This is a genomic window from Chamaesiphon sp. VAR_48_metabat_135_sub (assembly GCF_031418915.1).
Classification (GTDB): domain Bacteria; phylum Cyanobacteriota; class Cyanobacteriia; order Cyanobacteriales; family Chamaesiphonaceae; genus Chamaesiphon.
Genome location: NZ_JANOJV010000024.1, coordinates 12,229 through 32,518, shown reverse-complemented (window position 1 = coordinate 32,518; position 20,290 = coordinate 12,229). Strand labels below are relative to the sequence as shown.

The following is a 20,290-nucleotide window of genomic DNA, read 5'->3' as shown; positions in this document are numbered from 1 at the left end:
CTAGTACTAGATTGAAACTAGGCTATAGACCTTCGCTAAAATTTTATAGCTTGTTCTCTGTTGAATGATTTATTTCATTTTTATTACTTGATGATATGTTGCTAATGTTTGTTCGGCAATATTTGACCAATTCAAATCTTGCTGACAACGAACTAGTGATGCCTGTCTCATCTGTTCCTGCAAGGGGAGATCTTTTAACAGTCGAACGATTGCATCAGCTAAAGCACGAACATTGCCTGGTGGCACAAGTAATCCATCCTGCTCGTGTCTAACTACCTCCGGTAAACCACCTACCTCAGAGGCAATAATTGGTGTTCCCAGCCCATAGGCTAGGGCGGCAACACCACTCTGGGATGCTTCAATATACGGTAAAATTGATAATGTACTTCGTTTAAATAACCGGACTAGTTCGTCTGATTCAACAAATCGATTGAGAATTTCATAACGGCTAGGATCGTAGCCTTGAGGGAAATATCGATCGATATTTTCACCGCTTCCAGCAATAATTAGTTTGACTGCTGGGATAATTTCGGCAACTAGTGGCATTGCCTCGATTAAATATTTTAGTCCTTTGTATGGCCAAATTCTACCTGCAAATAGTAGTGTACAAGGCTCTCTAATTACCGGATCTCGATCCTTAGCTAATCGTTGGTATAAACTTCCAAGTTCTCCATGCGGTATCACATTTAATCTTTCTGGAGGTACTTTGAATTGTTCGATTGCCAAATTCTTGAGATAATTGGCATGAATAATAATCTGTTGAGAACGGTGGAAAGCAATCCGTCGAGTGTAATTTGAGCCAAAGACACTTTGCTTATCTCCAGGATGACTAGATACGTCATGAACTGTTGTCACTAATGGCGGCATTTTATTCATCATCAGTGTGATGTCATACCACGGATCGTTAGTTTCCTGAACGTGTAGCAAGTCTGGTTCTATATCTCTGATAATTTGCATCATCGCTGCCATCGAGGATAGATTACGAGGATCTCGCATCCGTGGTTTCTGGAAGCTAATCGTGCGGATCTTGGGATCGAGAGCATCTCGACAGGTATTAAAGACTTTTTCTGGTTGAATGAGTGTTAAGTCAACATGTTTTACGAGACTATTTGCCAATTCAATTGTGTAGTCTTCAAAGCAAAAATGCAATAGCGCAATTCTCACGAGTAAACTCCTCCAGATTTACGAAAAATTATTAAACCAGCAAAAATTATATAAGCAAGAACTGCGATGATTAAAGTTACGATAAAGTCTGGATGAATTCGATCGAGTACTAAAAACACAATCGACATCAAAAAACTAATGAGCAGCGGGCGACGCATAACTTGCCATAGTTGTAGAGGAAACAAGCGACTGTAGACAAAATATGCAAGCACGATAAAGTTGGTAAGACTTAGAGATAAACTCATCAGTGCAGCACCAAGCAGTTTGTATTGAGAAATTAAGACAATGCCTGTCAAGCTGCCGACTATATTAGTAATCACAACTTCAATTAAATTTAATTTTTCCAAACCATTAGCCATAAGTAAATAGCTAAAAATCTTGGAAAATCCACCTGTGATTAATGCTATTGAAATAATATGAAGAACGATTGCTTCCTTGACAAAACTTGGATCTTGATAGATAAATACTATCAATCGCTCGCCAACAAAAAATATACCAACCAAGAAAGGTAAACTGATTGATAGCAGAATCTCAATCGTCTTCTGTGCTGCCTGCCGCTGTTTATCCTTGCCTTCAGCTACTGCTTTTGACATACTGGGAAAAGCTGCCAGAGCGACACTATTAGAGACAATAAAATAGGGCTGTAATAATTGACAAATAGCACCATAGATACCAATTAGAGCTTCATTACCGAGGAGAGAAAGAATAAGCACATCAATTCTACTGGCAATAATGCCGATTCCTTCGATCGCAAAAAATGTCCGAGCTGCCTTAATAGTTTTCCAAATAAAATCTCGATCTATCTGCCATTTAGGCTTGATAGTCCGCAGTAAAAATATCCATTGAATTAAAAGAATTAATACTTCCGATCCAAATAAAATTCCGATAATATATGGAAGTCCATGTTGATGCTGCATCATCCAAATCATGGCTAATAGTCGCAACAGATAAATTGGCACTGTAGAGAATGCAATTATATGCATTTTTTCTTGTGCTTGAAAAATCGCCTCAGTTACATTGGAGAGCGAAAATGGAATAATTATCAAGCCTGTGATGTAGCAAATGAATGAAGTTCGATCGCTATAGGGTAGGATAAATATGACGATTGCCATTGCCACATAGCCGATCGATCCAAACACCAACTGTAATAATGTACCGCTAACTAAATAGACTGGGGTAATTTCTGGATTGCGGGTAAGTTCCCTAGTAAATAGAGTTTTGAAGCCCTGGGAGGCAAGATATACAAAAATGTAGTAATAGCTAATGGCAAGCAAGTATTGTCCTAAAACCTCAGCACCTAATGTCCGAGCCATCGCGGCAGTTAAGACAAATGTGGCGATTCCTTGTGTTAATCGATTCGCTAACATTGCGATCGAATTAAATGCTAGTTTTCGTCCTTCTGACATTGGTGGCATACTTTTTTTGATAAACCGGATTTTAATCGATCGGGGAGTGAATATTTGCCAAAGATCGATCGATACAAACTTTTAATTTCTCAGCTAGAGAACGAACGTGTGGTTCTAGCAACATATCATAATGGGGGGCAGAAATAGGATAAATTTCGATCTCGCCAGTTACTAGATCGCTCCAGCTTAGATCGTTAGAAAGTGCTTGATTTTGGGGCTGAATTTGGCAACGGAATAGAGTCAATTTACCTGGATAAACTAGAGTTTGATAATCTTGACTAGCTTGGAGATTAGCATCGAAAACATTAACATATTCGGGTGAAAGAGTGTTCTTCCATTCGTCAAGCATATATTTTCTAAAATTTTCCTTATATATATATTTATATTTAATTCGAGCGGTAAAATATTTCACCCGTCCCTTCAGGTCTAATAGCCAGAGATTATATAAATGGATTTTTATAGATTTAAGTAATGAAGGGCGACACGGGACAAAGGTGGGAGAAGTTCGATCGAGTAACGCAAGTAGAGCTACTTTTTCACCTTGGCGATGTAGTTGTTGGGCAATTTCATATACGACCAGTCCAGCAAAAGAATAGCCTACTAAAAAGTAAGGGCCATTTGGTTGAATTATCTGCATCTCCGTAATATAGTGAGCAGCCATTGCTTCAATACTGCGCAGCGGAATTTGGGTTCCATCCAACCCTAATGATTGTAGCCCATAAACTGGTTGCTCTTCGCCTAAATAAGCTGCCAGCTTGTAATATTCCAGGACATTTCCGCCAATTGGATGAACGCAAAATAGTGGTGGTTTTGTGCTGCCGACTTGAATCTGTACCAAGGAAGAATATGGTGCCGACCAGCCTTCTTGCGAGATAATATCAGCTAATTTCTCGATTGTTTGAGCTTGAAATAAAGTAGCTAATGGTAGATTTTTACCCCAGATTCGCTCGATTTCACTGAAGAGGCGAATAGCTAAGAGAGAGTGTCCACCCAATTCAAAAAAATTATCAGTAATGCTAATCGATCGAACGCCTAAAACTTGCTGCCAAATTTTTGTAAGTTGCACTTGAAATTCATCGCGAGCAGCCACAAAATTTGGTGCGGATTCTTGTCCGCTCAGATCGGGTGCTGGTAGTGCCCTTGTATCTATTTTACCGTTCGGTGTCAGCGGTAGCGTCGATAGCATCGCAAATGCTGATGGCACCATATAGTCTGGTAGCTGCTGTTTGAGAAACTGCCGCAGTTCGCTAGGTTGAATGTGAGTATTTTGTTTGGGCACAAAGTAGGCAACTAGACGTTTATCGCCAGGAATATCCTCTCTGGCAATTACTACAGTTGCTTGGATTTGAGGATGTTGATTCAATAGTGCAGCAATTTCACCTGGTTCAATGCGGACACCGCGAATCTTGATTTGGCGATCGATCCGACCTAAAATCTCTAGTGTGCCATCGGGCAGATATCTGCCTCGATCTCCTGTCAGATAAATTAAATCGTCTTCGTTATTAGCAAATAGATTTTCGATAAACTGGGACTGATTTTCTGCCGGGCCGTTAATATAGCCTTTAGTCCGAAATGGTGTGCGGATGGCAATTTCGCCAGTTTCTCCAATGCCACAGAGTTGACGATCTGGTTTAAATAGTAATGTTTGGGTTGCTGGTAATGATCCGCCGATGGGTTGAATGCCCGCATAGATATTTTTGGGCACTCTATAGTAGCATTTTGCGAGAGTTGTCTCGGTGGGGCCATAGAGATTGACGATTTCTCCAGCAGCGGGAAAATGCTCCCGCCATGTGTTAATTAGGGTATCCCTGAGTGGTTCGCCTGCGAAAAATATCTGACGTAAAGTCCGTAAGGATACGCCTGTGGGGACATTCATCAGCCAGGATTGGGCGAGGGTGGGGACGGTATGCAGGATCGTTATCTGCTGACATTCCATCCAGGGTAGAATTCTACCAGGTGTGAGATCTTCGGCGATCGAGGGTAGGCATAAGGTGGCACCACTGGTAAGCGGTAAAAATATATCTCTGAGTACCACGTCAAAGGATAAACCAGTGAGCTGTGCGGCGCGATCTTCAGGTACGATCGAGAATGTCTCCCGTTGCCAAGTGAGGAAGTGAGCTAATCCTTGATGTGTGCCTAAAACTCCTTTGGGTGTACCTGTGGTGCCGGAGGTGAAAAAGATATAGGCAGCGGCATCTATTATGGGTAGGGCAATTGGTGCCGCATTTGGGTCATTAATCGTCTCTGGGTAACTCGTTTTACCTGTATCGGGGTTGATGGTCAAAATCTGGATCTCTGCGCTGAGATTGGCGATCGAGCCTGCTCTCCCAACAGCTAAGAGATATTTAGCCTCAGCGGTTGTCAACATCAATTGTTGTCTAGCTTCCGGCAGATTTGGATCGAGATTTAGCAGTACGCCACCACTCATCAGTACGCCGAGCATACTGGCGATTAGTCCAAAACTGCGATCGCCAGAAACTGCTACAGCATTACCGATCGAGAGTTGGTTCGCTCTCAATAGTTGAGCGATAGCCTGGGCTGCTGTTGCCAATTCTTGATAAGTCCAGGTGCGTTCGGCTTGAATAATGGCGGTTTGGTTGGGTGTTTGGGTTGCCCAATTGGTAAATGTGGCAGTAATTGGGGCGTATTCTGTTTTGGATAGGGAGAGCCGAGGATTGGGAAGGAGGGCTTGAGCGTTAGGGGTAACTAGGGAATAGGACTGAATTTGGCGAGCTGGATGGGCGACGATTTGGGTGAGGAGTTGCTCAAATTGGGCGAGCATTTCTACCATTCTGGCTGGTGCAAATAAGTCGGTATTGTAGGCGAGATCGAAATGGATTTGGCAATCTTGTTCTTTGACGTAGAGAGTTAAGTCAAATTTGGAATTAGCTTCGGCGATGGCGATTGGTGCTACTGTCAGCCCATCAAGATCTAAGTTCAGATCCTCGATGTTGAGCATATTAAACAATACTTGAAACAAGGGATTGCGACTAAGATCGCGTCTGGGGTTTAGTTCTTCGATCAGTTTTTCAAAGGGAACATCTTGATGAGCATACGCGCCTAGTGCCGTTTGGCGGACGCGCCCCAATAGTGCTTGAAAGCTGGGATTGCCCGATAAGTCAGCATTTAATAATAAAGTATTAATAAAAAAGCCAATTAATCCTTCTACTTCGGTGCGATTTCGACCAGCGATCGGCGAAGCAATGATAAAATCTTCTTGTCCGCTCTGGCGAGACATCAGCGTTTGGAATGCGGCAAGTAGCGTCATGAATAGCGTCGCACCCTCTTGACGACAGAGAGCTTTGAGATCTGCCGTTAGTTGGGGCGATAGATCGATCGAGCTAATGTTACCAGCATAGGTCTGAATTGCTGGACGGGGATAGTCTGTCGGTAAGTCTAAGACGGGATTGACGTTAATTAGCTGTTGTTTCCAGTAGTCGAGTTGCTGGGTGATAACTGCGCTGGAGAGCCACTCTCGTTGCCACACAGCATAGTCTGCATACTGAATTGGGAGTGGGGGTAAGGGATTGGGTTGGTGCTGTAAGAAAGCATTGTAGACTTGTCCTAGTTGCTGCCAAAATAGACCCATCGACCAAGCATCTGAGGCAATATGGTGCATCGTTGCCAGGAAAATGTGCCGATTGGGTGCTAATTGCAACAAGCAACAGCGCAACATCAGATCTGTAGTGAGATTAAATGGTTTTTGACTGGCTTGATGGAGATATGTTTGGACTTCTAGTTGCTGTTCAGTGGCTGGATATTGTTGGAGATCGACGATCTCTAGTTTTAATTGGCAAGGTGCGTTGATGATTTGGATCGGGTTGCCATCTACCGTGAGATAATTGGTGCGAATTGCTTCATGATGAGCCACGATCGCATCGAGAGCTTGTTGTAAGATTTGCAAATCTAACTCGCCTGTCAACTGGACAGCTTCTGAGATATTGTAGGAAGAGCTATTCGGTTCGATGCGATCGAGAAACCATAATCGCTGTTGGGCGAAAGACAAGAGTAGATCTCGATCTCGGGGCACAGTCGGAATTTCTGCCACTGTCGATCCTACTCCGCGATTGCCTTCATGTAAAAAGCTAATAATTTCCGCTTTGCGATCGGCTAATGCCGATCGCAACCGAGGTGTGAGAGTATCATTAGGTGCCTTACATTTCAGCTTTTTACCATCGGTAGAAAGTTGGACACCGAGTAGACGTAGTTCGGATAATAATTCTAGGGTACTCATATTTCAATCTCCTCCATCTCAGCGGAACTCTCTTGACTACCATCCTTAAACCAAATCGATGTATCGATGCGGCTGGCTAATCCGGCAATTGTTGGTTGCTCGAATAATGATTGCAGCGGGATGTCAATCGCAAATGCTTGACGAGCACGAGAGATAACTTGAGTCGCCAATAAAGAATGCCCGCCCAGCTCGAAGAAATCATCGTTAGTGCCAACTTTATCGATTCTCAGCACTTGAATCCAGATCTGGGCGAGGGTGATTTCGGTTGGGGTAGTGGGAGCGACAAAGCTAGTTTGAAGTTGAAAACTGGTTGAATCTGGTACGGGTAGAGCTTTGAGATCGATCTTACCATTTGGCGTTAGGGGTAGCGATGGAAGGGTGACTATCGCCGCAGGGAGAAAATAATCGGGCAACTTCTGTTGGAGAAATTGCCTCAATTCACTGGGAACTGGAGCTGTTAAAGACTGAGGGTTGGCGACAATATAAGCTACCAAGCGACGATCTCCAGGTAGATCTTCGCGAATAATTGCAGTCGATCGAGCGATGGTAGGATGTTGACAGAGCAAGGCTTCGATTTCACCTAGTTCGATTCTAAAGCCGCGTAATTTAACTTGAAAATCTGCCCTACCCAAACATTCAATATTGCCATCGGGTAAATACCGCGCCAAGTCACCTGTTTGGTAAATTCTGGCGGGAGCATGACTAAATGGATGAGGGATAAATTTATCGTTAGTTAAAGTCGGCTGTTGCCAATAGCCTTTGGCTAATCCTGCGCCACCAATATATAGTGATCCAGCAATGCCGATCGGTACTGGTTGCAACTCATCGTCTAGAATATAAATCTCAGTATTGGCGATCGGTCTGCCGATCGAGATCCGCTGTTCGGCTCCAGTTATTTGATAAACTGTAGACCAGATTGTCGTTTCAGTTGGGCCATACATATTCCAGACTTCACCACTTTTAGCGAGTAACTGAGCTGCCACATCGCTAGTAATTGCTTCCCCACCAGAGAGAATTTTTAGATTTCGATTACCAGCCCATTCAGCTTCGAGTAGTAGTCGCCAAGTTGAGGGGGTAGCCTGCATCATCGTAATTCCCGCTTCAGCAATCGTGGCTGCCAATTTTTGTCCATCCATTGCATCTTCGCGACTGAGCAATACTACCCGTGCGCCGACAGTTATTGGTAAGAAAATTTCTAATACCGCAATATCAAAGGATAATGTCGTCACCGATAGCAGAATATCCGTCGCCGTCATCCCTGGCTGCTGTTGCATCGAAGTCAGGAAATTCACCACACCGCGATGCAATACTTCGACTCCTTTGGGTTTACCTGTAGAGCCGGATGTATAGATGAGATAGGCAATATGATCGGGCGTAATCTTCACCTGGGTTGCAGTCTTAGCAGTTCGAGCGATATTCTGCCAATCTGTATCTAGACAAACTAGATTTTCGATCTGAGTCGGTAGCCTGTTAATTAAAGGCTGTTGAGTTAATAGCACATTAATTTGGGCATCTTGGAGCATATACTCGATCCGATCGAGTGGATAATTAGGATCGATCGGCACATAGGCTGCACCCGCTTTGAGAATGCCAAGTAATCCGACTACCATCGCCAGGGAACGCTCAACACAAATCCCGACAAAGGTTTCCGTCTGCACGCCTAAATCGATCAGATAATTGGCGACTTGATTTGCCTGAATATCTAACTCTGCATAGGTGAGCTGTTGCCCTGCATCCACCACAGCCACAGCATCAGGAGTCAATTCGACTTGCGCTGCAACTAACTGATGTAGACATTTTGTGTCGGGATAATCCGCCTGAGTCGCATTCCAATCTATAAGTAACTGCTGTCGTGCTGCGGTTGTCAGGAGCGGTAATTGTGAAATTAACTGTTCGGGATGGGCAACGATGCCCCGTAACAAAGTTTCAAATTCAGACATCCGCCGCCGAATTGTTGCTCGATCGAATAAATTGGTATTGTATTGACACTCCAACACAATCTTATCAGTTAGCTCTACCGCATTGATAAATAGCTCGAACGTCTCAAACTCACGCGAATTCAGATGACTAGATAGCTCCAATCCATTAAATAAACTGCGATTACTTACCGCCGCTCTGTCTAGATTAAACATAATCGGCACTAACGGAATCCGACTGAGATCGCGTGGTAGAGCTAACTTACCCACCAAACTGCCAAAAGTAAATTGTTGGTGTTCGTAAGCATCTAAAATAGTCGATCGACGCTGTTGTAAATAGTCTGTAAATGGCTGCTTTCCATCAATTTGAGTTCGTAATGGTAATAAATTCGTACAGTGTCCCACCAGCCGATCTTGCCCCGTTGCGACTTGCCCACAGGAGGGAATCCCGACAACTAAATCGGTTTGCCCTGTCAGCCGATGTAATAACACCTCAAATCCAGCGAGGATCATCGTTGTAAAACTACAACCAAATTTTTGACCGAGTTGTTTGAGCTGTTCGCCAACTTCAAGATCTAAATCGTAATCTTCCCGCGCCGCATTAAATGTGCGTAGTGGTGGGCGGGGTCGATCGGTGGGAAAATCGACTACAGGCACAGAGTCGGCAAATTGTGCCAACCAGTATTGCTCGGTTTCTATCGCTTCTGGCTGCTGTGCTGCGGCGATCTCCGCACTAGCATAGTCACTAAATTTTTCAGCGATTGGCAGATTGGGGGTAATTCCCTGAGCTTGGGCAGAATATAATGCACCCAAATCTTCAATTAGGATCGTCCAAGACCAACCATCGCAGATGATATGGTGGGCGGTGAGTAATAGTAAATGCTCTCGATCTGCTAATTCGATGATTTGTGCCCGAAACAGGGGACCTTGCTCGATCTTGAAAGGCTGGTTGAGATCTTGCTTGACGATTTGGGTTAGTTGTAAATCTCGCTCTGGTGGCGATAAGGCGGTAAGATCGATCGTCGGAATTTCGATCCGTAAATCGGCAACAATACAGAGTGATTCGCCATTCGAGCTGAAGGTGGTTCTGAGCGATTCATGTCGAGCGACTAATTGCTGAAGAGCTGATGCGAGGACTACTCGATCTAGCGATCCATTTAACCGAAATGATTGAGATAAGTTGTATGCACAATTAGCAGCATCGCCCATTTGGACAGACAGCCAAATCTCGGTTTGAGATGGAGTTGCTGGTGCAGTTAAGAGCAGTTCGCCATCTGCAAATGGGTCAAAATCAATAGCAATTAATTTGGATTGAGAATCGATTGAATTGGAGTTAATATTCATTGGTTTAAATTAATTTAATATATATTAATCATCTATTGATTCGATCTAGCTTGAAACTTGCAGCTTAGGATTAAGGACGTTTCTCATCGGAACTTCAACAAAATGATAGGTTGCAGATGCTACGACTAGAGAGATCGGGGTAAACAAGGCTAAAGCTAGCAAACATTGATTTGAATCGAAATTACTACCAAATTTTACATGAAATTCATTCAGCCAAAACGTCTCCAAAAACTCAATCAGGCACCAATGCACCATGTAAATTGAATAGGAGATTGTCCCCAGATACAACAGTGGTGGAAAATTCAATATTTTTGATACAAAGCCATTCTTTGCACTGGATAAAGATAGAATTAGCAGCGAGAAGGCTGGTAGAGTCAACCAATCAAAAATAACCCGACTGCGAATCCATTTATGCATCAGTCCTAGCACCACGATCGTAGATCCAATCTCTAGGAGATTATAATTGAGATTATTTTGATATTTACTCCATTGATAAGCTTTGTAAGTAATAATTCCCAGCACACATTCTAAACCGCATCTAGCGATCGACGGCAGACCAATAATCGACTCTAAAGTACCTCTAGTAAATCTAATTAATAGTAGGAGGAGACCCAGTGTGACGAAAAAAATCATCCAGTCAGTTTTAGGCTTGGTTTTGAGCAATGCAAATAATATAAATGGAAAGATACAATAAATCAAAAATTCTACACTAATCGACCAAGCAGGCTCATTCCAAGAACTTTTGCACCAAAATAGTGGCGGACAATGAAAATCAAAAGCTTGGAGCATAAATACATTGGCAACCAGGGCATTGAGATTAAATTTGCCAGTAAATGCGTTAAAATTTGGCAAAAATAGTTTGAATAGCTCCAAGCCAACTAGTATTGCTAGTGTAAATAAATGCAGTGGATAAATTCTGGCAAATCGGGCGCGGAGATATGACCAGTAGTTAAATTTATTCACACCTAAAGCAAAACTCTCTAAATAGACATGGGTCATGATAAACCCACTCAGGATAAAGAATAGATCGACAAATAAATATCCATCCCTAAAAAAGCGGGTGTGTCTTGATAACAATACACCTGCTTCAGGTAAAGTTGAATAAGCGAAATGAAGAATCACAACGACTGTTGCAGCAATACCCCGTAAAGCTGTCAGCGATCCGATTTGCTTATTCATGAGTTTCCACCTGTAAATATTTACCAGCTCGATCCGGATCGGGAATAAACCAAGCTGGATTTCCTTGTCGATCTCGTCCTAATTTAGCATCTGGTTGTGGGGGTCGATTAGTAACCTTATTATTGCCGTTTTGTTCGATTTTAGGTTTTAATTGTGGACTAACTAGCGGCTCTTTTACAGAGGCTATAGCAACGAGCGGAGCTAAAAATTCCGTAGCTTGTAGCTCGGCAATACTATCTTTAAAAGCTGTCATCACCAATGCCAAATCGATATCAGTATGCGCTGTGGTCAGGAAGCAAGGACGACGATCGTAAATATGAATTCCTTTTTCCCGTAACAAGTAAAATAACAGATCTCCCGACAGGAAATTGGGGGGATACTTGACCATAAATAACGAACCAAAATTATGGACGGTAAATGGTGCGCCAACTTGTTGGAAATAAGCCGTTAGTTCTGCCACGAATCGATCGGTTGTCGTATTAAGCTGTTGTTGTAAACTAGCACCACGCTGTTTTAAATGAGTGAGCACCGCTTTAGCCGATGCTAGCGCGAGGGGATGGCGCACGAAAGTACCCGCAAAGTAAGTTACACCCACCTCTGGAATCGAATCATCCCCAAATTGCCAGTAGCCACCATCGAGGGCATCCATGTATTTTGACGTACCAGCGATGATGCCAATTGGTAATCCCCCACCGACGATTTTGCCGTAGGTAGCAATATCAGCTTTAACCCCAAAATGCGCCTGCGCCCCACCAGGGTGAATGCGGAATCCAGTCACAACTTCATCGAAAATTAGGGCAATTCCTGATTCCTGGGTAAAATCGCGGAGTTGATGGAGTAGTTCTCGCGGTTGGTATTCTGGCGAACGGCTCTGGACTGGCTCTACCATCACCGCCGCCAATTCGTGCGCCCGACTCTTGAGAATTTCTAGCGCGTCGGGTGCGTCATAATCAATCACTAAAATATTTGCAACCATTTCGGGGGGAATCCCTGGCGCGGCGGGAATCGATCGCAATTGCTTAGTGCCACGCACGACTACTTCATCTAAAATCCCATGATAAGCTCCCGCAAAAATAGCGATTAAGTCTCGCCCCGTCACCGTGCGGGCGATCCGAATCGCTCCCAGCACGGCTTCTGAGCCAGTGTTGCAGAAGGCAGCTCGATCGAAACCAGTCAATTCGCACATCAGTTTGGCAACTTCACCAACTAAGGGAGATTGTGGTCCAATTTCCATCCCCAGTTGAAGTTGATTGGTAATTGCTTCAGTTACAAAAGCTGGCGACCACCCAAATAAATTCAAGCCAAAGCCATTGACTAAATCGACATACTCATTACCATCTAAATCCCAGAGTTTGGTACCACTCGATCGATCGACGACAATCGGATATACCATCTCTTTGATCGTCGGATTAAAGCCCGAAACAGTGCGCGGATCGGCTAGATAAGCCCGATGTGCCCCTGCAAATTCCTTGGATTTTTGCGTTTTCTGCGTATACCGCTGGATGATTTGAGCTAAATGAGTGCGTTGTCCATCTGTTAGAGTTTTAGCCTGATTTTTCCCTGCATTTGGTAATTCGATCCGACTGCGTAATAAGTCAGAAGATTGAGTTTTCTGCGCTTCTACGGCACTAATTACGATCGATGGTTGAGATTCAACATTTTGCAGCGATGTGCCCTGCTCAGGGGGAATTGCGATCGCGGGCATCGGGAGCGAACCATGATGACCTAATAGAGCTAGTTGCTGACTCATCAGTTGCAACTGCTGCGCAATGACAGTTTCGATCGCACTAGATCCAGCTAGTTGGGTAGCTGGGTTGGAGGAGATCGTTCGCTGCAGTTCGATCTGAACAACAGGAGCGACTGAGACAGATGCAATAATAACTGGAGAAGCTGGTAACAGTTCTGGCGGTAAAGTCTGGATTAAAAAATCTGCTAGGGTGCTGAAGGTGGGGTAAATTTCGAGTAGCTGTCTAAGAGTAACCTTGACTTGAAACTTTTTCTTTAGAGCAATACCAATTTGGGTAAGCGATAAAGAATCTAAACCCATTTCTAGAAACGTTGTCGATTCAGCGACATTCATCATTTCTAGCCCTGATGTTGCCGTAAAGATTTCCTTGAGCAGGTTAATTAGCAATGCACTAGAAGATACTGCGGGTGGTTGTGGCTGTGACATCGGCGTTGCTATGTGAGGTTGAGAATTTGCTGCTGGAGGATGGGAAGCGCTCCGACTAGGATGAGGGAGTGGATCGATCCAAACGTGTTGACGATCGAAAGGATAGGTAGGTAGCGGAATTCGAGAGCGCGTTTCCCCTGCATCGAAGTTAGCCCAGTTAATGGAGACTCCAGCTAGCCATAGTTGCCCAACGGCTTGTAGTAATGCCGTCCACTCGTTATCTGGAGTATCACTCAGAGCAGAAATAGCGATTTGCTGTTGAGGATCTTTGGCTTGTTGGCGGGCGAGAGTAGCCGTCGTCGTGCGGGGACCTACTTCTAATAAAACTCGCCCTGGCTGCTGCCAAATCGTTTGAATCCCTGGGGCGAATTTCACCGTCTGACGCAGATGAGTTGCCCAGTAGTGGGGATCTGTCGCTTGCTCGTCAGTAATCCAATCGCCTGTAACTGTCGAAACAAAAGGAATTTGGGGCGGTGCTAACTTCACCCGCTTGATTACTGCGGCAAAGGGATCGACGATCGAATCCATCATCGTAGAATGGAAAGCATGAGAAGTATGCAATAATCGACAGACAATTTCTTGTGACTCTAGTTTTGCTTGGAGCCGTTCGATCGATTCTGTGGAGCCAGAGACAACGCACAATGACGGACTATTAATCGCGGCTACTGATAAATCTGCACTCAAGTGAGCGGCGATAGCTGTCGCCGACAACCGCACAGAAAGCATCGATCCGCGTGGTAAGTCCCACATTAATCGCCCCCGAGTCGCCACCAGTAATAAGGCATTCTCCAGACTGAAAACCCCCGCTAGACAAGCAGATACATATTCGCCAATACTATGTCCGATCGTCGCTTGCGGCACAACGCCCCAACTTTGCCATAATTGAGCGAGAGCATATTCAATTACAAATAATGCTGGCTGAGTAAAACAGGTTTGGGCGAGGGAAATCGCCGCAGTTTCTTTATCCGCAGCGGTTGGATATAAGATCGATCGAAGATCCACGCCTATCAATGGTGTGAGGATCTCGGCAGATCGATCGACGATCTGCCGAAATACAGGTTCGTCATGATAGAAATTTACGCCCATATTCACATATTGCGAACCTTGTCCAGGGAACATAAATACGACATCTGGATTTTGGGCTGATACCTGTCGAGTCATCACCCGTCGAGAATCTCCAGATAATCCGCTAACTGCATCAGCGGGATTTTGACAAACGATACAACTACGATAATTAAATGCCTTTCGTCCATGACGGAGCGTATAGGCGACATCTGCGAGATCGATATCGGGGTGGGATGCTAGATGTACGCCTAAATTGCTCGTAGCAGTAGCTAACGCCGTACTGTTTTTCGCCGACAGTAACAATAACTGCTGAGGGCGAGACTTACCAGTAGGTTTGACTGGAGGAGCTTCTTCCACCACCAAATGAACATTTGTCCCACCCACTCCAAACGAACTCACCCCTGCGCGACGGGGACTCGATCCGGCGGGCCATTCCACCAGCTCGGTATTGACATAAAAGGGACTATGTTCGAGATCGAGTTTGGGATTGGGAGTTGTAAAATTGATGCTGGGGGGAAGCTGCTTGTGGTCTAGAGCCAACGCTGTTTTAATCAGCCCTACGACTCCGGCGGCATCAGCTAAATGACCGATACTGCTTTTGATCGATCCCAACGCACAAAATTGTCTAGCATCAGTTTGAAGCCGAAAGGCTTGAGTAAGTGCGGCAACTTCAATCGGATCGCCCATTTGCGTCCCAGTACCGTGAGTTTCAATATAAGAAATCGTATCGGGGTGAAAATCAGCATAGGCTTGAGCCATCGCGATCGCTTGAGCTTGTCCATCCACACTCGGAGCCGAAAAACTGACCTTATCAGCCCCGTCATTATTGACCCCTACACCACGAATTACCGCATAAATCTTGTCTCCATCGGCAAGTGCTTCTTCCAGCCGTTTGAGGACGACCAAGCCCCCACCATTGCCAAATACTGTGCCATTTGCTTGGGCATCAAAAGCCCGACAGTGCCCGTCTTTAGAAAAAATACTATCCTCTTGATACAGATAGCCACGATGCTGTGGTGACGAGATCGAGACCGCACCAGCCACAGCGAGATCGCACTGATAGCTAGTCAAAGCTTGAAAGGCTTGAGCGACTGCCACCAGAGAGCTAGAACAGGCGGTACTGATACTGACGCTCGGCCCTTTAAGATCGAGCTTATAAGAAGCACGAGTCGTCAAATAGTCTTTTTCACTGGCAAACATCATCGGCAATTCACCGACTCGATCGATAATATCCTGACGACCGTGTAGATGGTTGGTAAAATAAGTGTTCTGACTGCATCCTGCATATAGCCCAATCAGACCATCGAAGGTGTCTGGGTCGTAACCCGCAGTTTCTAATCCAGCGAATACCAACTCTAGGAAAACTCGCGCCTGCGGATCGATGACCTCAGCTTCTCGCGGATTAATGCCAAAGAAAGCAGCATCAAAAGATTCTGCTTCAGCAATGATTCCTCTCGCTTTAATATAACTAGGATCTTGGCTTAACAGCGGATCGATACTTGGATCTAAATCCCGATCTTCAAAGAAAGTTATTGACTCTATCCCTTGACAAAGATTTTGCCACAACTCATCGACACTATTCGCTCCTGGAAATTTGCCGACCATCCCAATAATAGCAATTCCATCAATGGGATCTGGAGCTTCTACTGTTTGGATATCGTTCATGAGGGGATAGTACTTCGGCTACGCTCGGCAGCCGGATAGAGAGTAAGTAAATACAAGGGCAAGAGGTAGTCCTATTTTATACCCGATTTCTGTAGCAATCGCTATAAATATTGGCAAATTTAACCCAAGTTGCTAGTTCTTAATGTTGAAAGTGTGAAGTTTTGGAGGAGAAAGGACACAATCTCATCCAAAGTTCTGACTCCCAACTTTGGCTCTAACTAGCAACTTGAGATACTTACAACCTTTGACGGCGAGCATTTGCGGCTTTTTGCTGTTGCGCACGATTTTTGAGTTTCAGATCGGACTGTTCGTTATTTTGCGATCCATTCAAATACGCAGCTAATCTGGCAATTGTTGGATATTGAAACAACTTGACAACAGATACTTCGATCCCGCCTAGTTGCTGTTGAATCCCTGCGGCAACTTGAATAATCGAAATTGAATGTCCTCCCAATTCAAAAAAGTTCTCATTAATTCCTACCTGTTTTTTTCCTAAAACTTCCGACCAAATTGCGACGAGAATTTCCTCTGTTGGATTTCTAGCTGTAGAACCAATCGCTAAATTGGGATGAGCTAAATTGGGTTTGATTTGGTTGTTTGAGATGAGGTTTGGATCGCCACCAATTATCTGACTATCAATTTTATTTCCTAATAAAGCACGCCGATCGACTTTACCATTGATAGTAAGTGGGAGAGCTGCCACGATCGCAAAAACGGTGGGAATCATATATGTTGGTAACTGCTCGGATAGGAATTCACGCAATTGAGTAGTTGTCAGTTGGCGATTTTGGGTGACTAAATAAGCCACTAAGCGTTTATCTCCAGGCAGATCCTCGCGGACGATGACTATGCTATTTTCGATCTCAGGATGTTGACTCAGCAAGGCTTCGATCTCCCCTAGCTCGATCCGAAATCCGCGAATTTTCACTTGGGTATCGATACGTCCGATATATTCCAGATTTCCATCTGCCAAATAACGCGCCAGATCCCCTGTTTTGTACAGACGGGCATTCTCACCGCTCGGATTAAGTGCTGAGGTTAAGAGTGTTGTTGGCGTAAAGGGATTGCGAATGAATCGCTCTTGCGTCAATTCATCCCGTTGCCAATAGCCTTGTGATACCCCCGCACCACCGACGTACATTTCTCCACTGACTCCAATCGGCACAGGTTGCAGATATGCGTCCAAGATGTAAACTTGTAAGTCAGGAATCGGCCGACCGATCGAACAGACAGTAGACTTGACATCATTGCGGGTGAGGGGACGATAAGTTACATGCACGGTGGTTTCGGTAATCCCATACATATTAACTAATTGTGGTAGTATGTCGCCATGTCGATCGAACCAAGGCTCTAAGCTCGGTAAGTTCAATGCTTCACCGCCAAAAATTATCAGTCGCAAATTCAATTTTGTATCTCCGTACAATCGTTCGTCTATTTTACTTAATTGATAAAAAGCCGATGGTGTTTGATTGAGCACTGTCACTTGCTCGGACACTAATAATTGATAAAATGCTGCGGGATCTCGACTGACAAAATATGGCACGACAACCAACTTTCCACCATATAATAATGCACCCCAAATTTCCCAGACGGAGAAGTCAAAAGCAAAGGAATGAAATAGCGTCCAGACATCTCGATCGTTAAAGTGATACCAATTATCTGTCGCCGTAAATAAGCGGGTAACATTATCGTGATTGACTAATACTCCTTTCGGCTTTCCGGTAGATCCAGAAGTGTAAATAACATAAGCTAGATCTGTCGATTTTCCGCTGTCAGCTAGATTGTTTGTGGGATAACGAGAAATTGTCGGCAGATCTGTATCTAAGCAAATAACCCATCGGCAATCGGGCAAATTATCAAGCAAGACAGATTCAGTCAGCAAAATGCTAACACTGGCATCTTTTAAGATATATTCTAATCGATCGGCAGGATTGCTAGGATCTAGAGGTAAGTAAGCTCCACCTGCTTTAAAAATTCCCAAAATTCCGATAATTGTCTCTAAAGATCGTTCGACACAAATACCTACTAATACATTCGATTCTACACCCAAACTTTGTAGGTGACGGGCTAATTGATTCGCTCGACTATTTAACTCGCGATAGGTTAATGTTTGGTCTTCAAATACCACTGCTATCTGTTCTGGATTGCGAGCTACCTGCTCCTCAAATAACTGATGGAGACATCTAGTTGAAGCGTAGTTTTGCTGCGGCTGCCGATTGGTTCCAATTAACTGCTGTCGCTCTGAATCTGTCAACAGCGGTAACTCAGAAATCGACTGGTTGGGGTTGGCGACAATTCCCGTGAGTAAATTATGGAAATGCCGATTCAATCGATCGATCGTCGTCGCATCAAACAACTCGGTACTATATACCCATTGTCCTCCTAATCCATTACTAGTTTGTTTGACATATAGAGTGAGATCGAATTTCGCGGTATCTGACTCAATCGTCCAAGGAATGGCTGTGAGCCTTGAAAGTTCGATTTGGTCGAATGGTATATCTTCTTCAAATACCAAAGTGAACTGGAGCTGTAAGCCCTCGATTAGCTCGATCGGGACTGCTTGATGACGATGCGCTAGGTTAGCTATCTGCTGCACCTGTTGAAGTAATACTTGAAACTGGAGATTTCCACCTAAATTACTCCGCAAAGCTACCGCATTCACAAAAATTTCTGAGTCGATCCGTTGACGGAGTCTCTCCGCTGGAGAATCGACAGTCGGAGTACCCACGATGATATCTTCACTACCCGTATAACGGTAAAGTAAGGTTTTAAATGCTGCTAATAAGGTTGTCGATAGAGTGACACCTTGGTGCTGACTGAGTAAATTGAGTGCTGTGGTGAGTTCTAGATCGATTTCAAAAGATTGAGATTTGCCCTGAAAAGTTGGCTGTGTTAGTCTGGGGCGATCTGTTGGTAGGGATAAGAATCCTGGTGCGTCACTCAGTTGTTGTTGCCAGTAAGCTAGAGAAGATTGGAGCGGTAATTCTGCCAATTGTGCGCGGAGAGCTAACTCGGCTGATGCAGAAACTTCTCGATCGATCGACTCCAAGTACGGATCGTAATTTAATAGCAATCGGAAATTCCCTAATGCTGCTACCCAGTTTTTCATCTGGAGAGAGCGCATGATTTCATAAGGTAATCGATCGCCAAAAAATTTAATCCAAGTCGCTCGTCCACATTCATCCGCTGTCAAATCTGCTGGCGTACCATGTTGCTGCAGATAACTCCGCTCCAAACTCTGGACAGCCAATGTTTTAATCAGCATTTTGGCTGATTGACTAGATACATTACCACCATGATATCGATATTCCGAAACGACTCGATCGTGAAAATAGATCGGAAATTTCCGAGCGACGCGCAGAAATAAATTCAGATCTTCCATCACGGCTAAATTGGCATCGAATCCCCCCACGGCATCGATTGCTATCCGCCGAAATATCACAGTGGAACATTGAATTTTATGCTGCGCGGCTAAAATAGTTGCATAGCTAGCCACTGCTGGTGGCTCGTCAAAGAGTTTTTGGGTAGTATAAGATCCATCGGGATTAATCGTTTTAAATAAATAACTACCAAACACAAAGCCTATTTCTGGACGATCGTTCAGGCAATTTACCCCAATTTCTACCGCGTCAGGTAACAAGCAGTCATCACTATCGAGAAAAATCAGATATGCTCCTTGGCTGACGCGGATACCCGTATTTCGCGCACTAGAGACACCTTGATTGCTTTGGTAAATATAGGTGATGGTTGGGTAGCGATCGCAAACTACTTTGGTGTCATCAGTCGAACCATCATCGACAACCACAATCTCGACATTTGGGTAGGTTTGATTGAGAACACTCTCAATTGCTGCTGGCAAAAATTTACTACTGTTATATGCTGGAATTACAACAGACACGTTATTGTGGTTAGATTTAGATAAAGGTTGATGCATAAAATTTTTAATAGCTGTGATAATTTTTCAGTTTTGGTATGGTAGCTAACACGATCGATCTAGGTGAAACTTATAGTTTCCAACTAGAGCGGGAGCAATCGTTATCTCGATTTCTAGATCGTTGGTTGAAGACCTGACTTTAGTCATAGAGCCTTGAAAAAGCTCTGTTTAGCAAAGCGGTACCTACCGATAAATAAAAATCTTTCATCC

General features: G+C 44.2%; 7 protein-coding genes. All 7 read right to left on the bottom strand.

Annotated features, from left to right (window positions below; translation table 11 throughout):
* Nucleotides 1-69 precede the first annotated feature (69 nt).
* A complete protein-coding gene (locus RMO55_RS01810) occupies nucleotides 70-1,164 on the bottom strand; it encodes a glycosyltransferase family 4 protein (protein WP_310422597.1) in 1,095 nt (364 codons plus the stop codon).
* Nucleotides 1,161-2,579, bottom strand: a complete 1,419-nt coding sequence (locus RMO55_RS01805) for an oligosaccharide flippase family protein (RefSeq protein ID WP_310422594.1) — start codon at nucleotides 2,577-2,579, stop codon at nucleotides 1,161-1,163. Before RMO55_RS01805 ends, RMO55_RS01810 begins: the two co-directional genes overlap by 4 nt.
* Nucleotides 2,580-2,601: 22 nt before the next feature.
* Complete coding sequence (locus RMO55_RS01800; protein ID WP_310422591.1) at nucleotides 2,602-6,804, bottom strand: amino acid adenylation domain-containing protein; 4,203 nt, start codon at nucleotides 6,802-6,804, stop codon at nucleotides 2,602-2,604.
* A complete protein-coding gene (locus RMO55_RS01795; RefSeq protein WP_310422588.1) occupies nucleotides 6,801-10,064 on the bottom strand; it encodes an amino acid adenylation domain-containing protein in 3,264 nt (1,087 codons plus the stop codon). Before RMO55_RS01795 ends, RMO55_RS01800 begins: the two co-directional genes overlap by 4 nt.
* Before the next feature lie 45 nt (nucleotides 10,065-10,109).
* Entirely contained in the window at nucleotides 10,110-11,243 is a 1,134-nt protein-coding gene (locus tag RMO55_RS01790; protein WP_310422585.1) for an acyltransferase, read from the bottom strand.
* Nucleotides 11,236-16,146: an aminotransferase class III-fold pyridoxal phosphate-dependent enzyme gene (locus RMO55_RS01785; protein WP_310422582.1), complete on the bottom strand. Its 4,911-nt coding sequence runs from the start codon at nucleotides 16,144-16,146 to the stop codon at nucleotides 11,236-11,238. Before RMO55_RS01785 ends, RMO55_RS01790 begins: the two co-directional genes overlap by 8 nt.
* A gap of 235 nt (nucleotides 16,147-16,381) precedes the next feature.
* On the bottom strand, nucleotides 16,382-20,080 hold the full coding sequence (locus tag RMO55_RS01780) for an amino acid adenylation domain-containing protein (RefSeq protein WP_310422579.1): 3,699 nt from the start codon (nucleotides 20,078-20,080) through the stop codon (nucleotides 16,382-16,384).
* Nucleotides 20,081-20,290 lie beyond the last annotated feature (210 nt).

What these genes read in the sequence shown, in the direction of transcription:
- RMO55_RS01785 (WP_310422582.1), bottom strand. Translation starts at nt 16,146, where the DNA reads ATGAACGATATCCAAACAGTAGAAGCTCCAGATCCCATTGATGGAATT.
- RMO55_RS01795 (WP_310422588.1), bottom strand. Translation starts at nt 10,064, where the DNA reads ATGAATATTAACTCCAATTCAATCGATTCTCAATCCAAATTAATTGCT.
- RMO55_RS01800 (WP_310422591.1), bottom strand. Translation starts at nt 6,804, where the DNA reads ATGAGTACCCTAGAATTATTATCCGAACTACGTCTACTCGGTGTCCAA.
- RMO55_RS01780 (WP_310422579.1), bottom strand. Translation starts at nt 20,080, where the DNA reads ATGCATCAACCTTTATCTAAATCTAACCACAATAACGTGTCTGTTGTA.
- RMO55_RS01790 (WP_310422585.1), bottom strand. Translation starts at nt 11,243, where the DNA reads ATGAATAAGCAAATCGGATCGCTGACAGCTTTACGGGGTATTGCTGCA.
- RMO55_RS01805 (WP_310422594.1), bottom strand. Translation starts at nt 2,579, where the DNA reads ATGCCACCAATGTCAGAAGGACGAAAACTAGCATTTAATTCGATCGCA.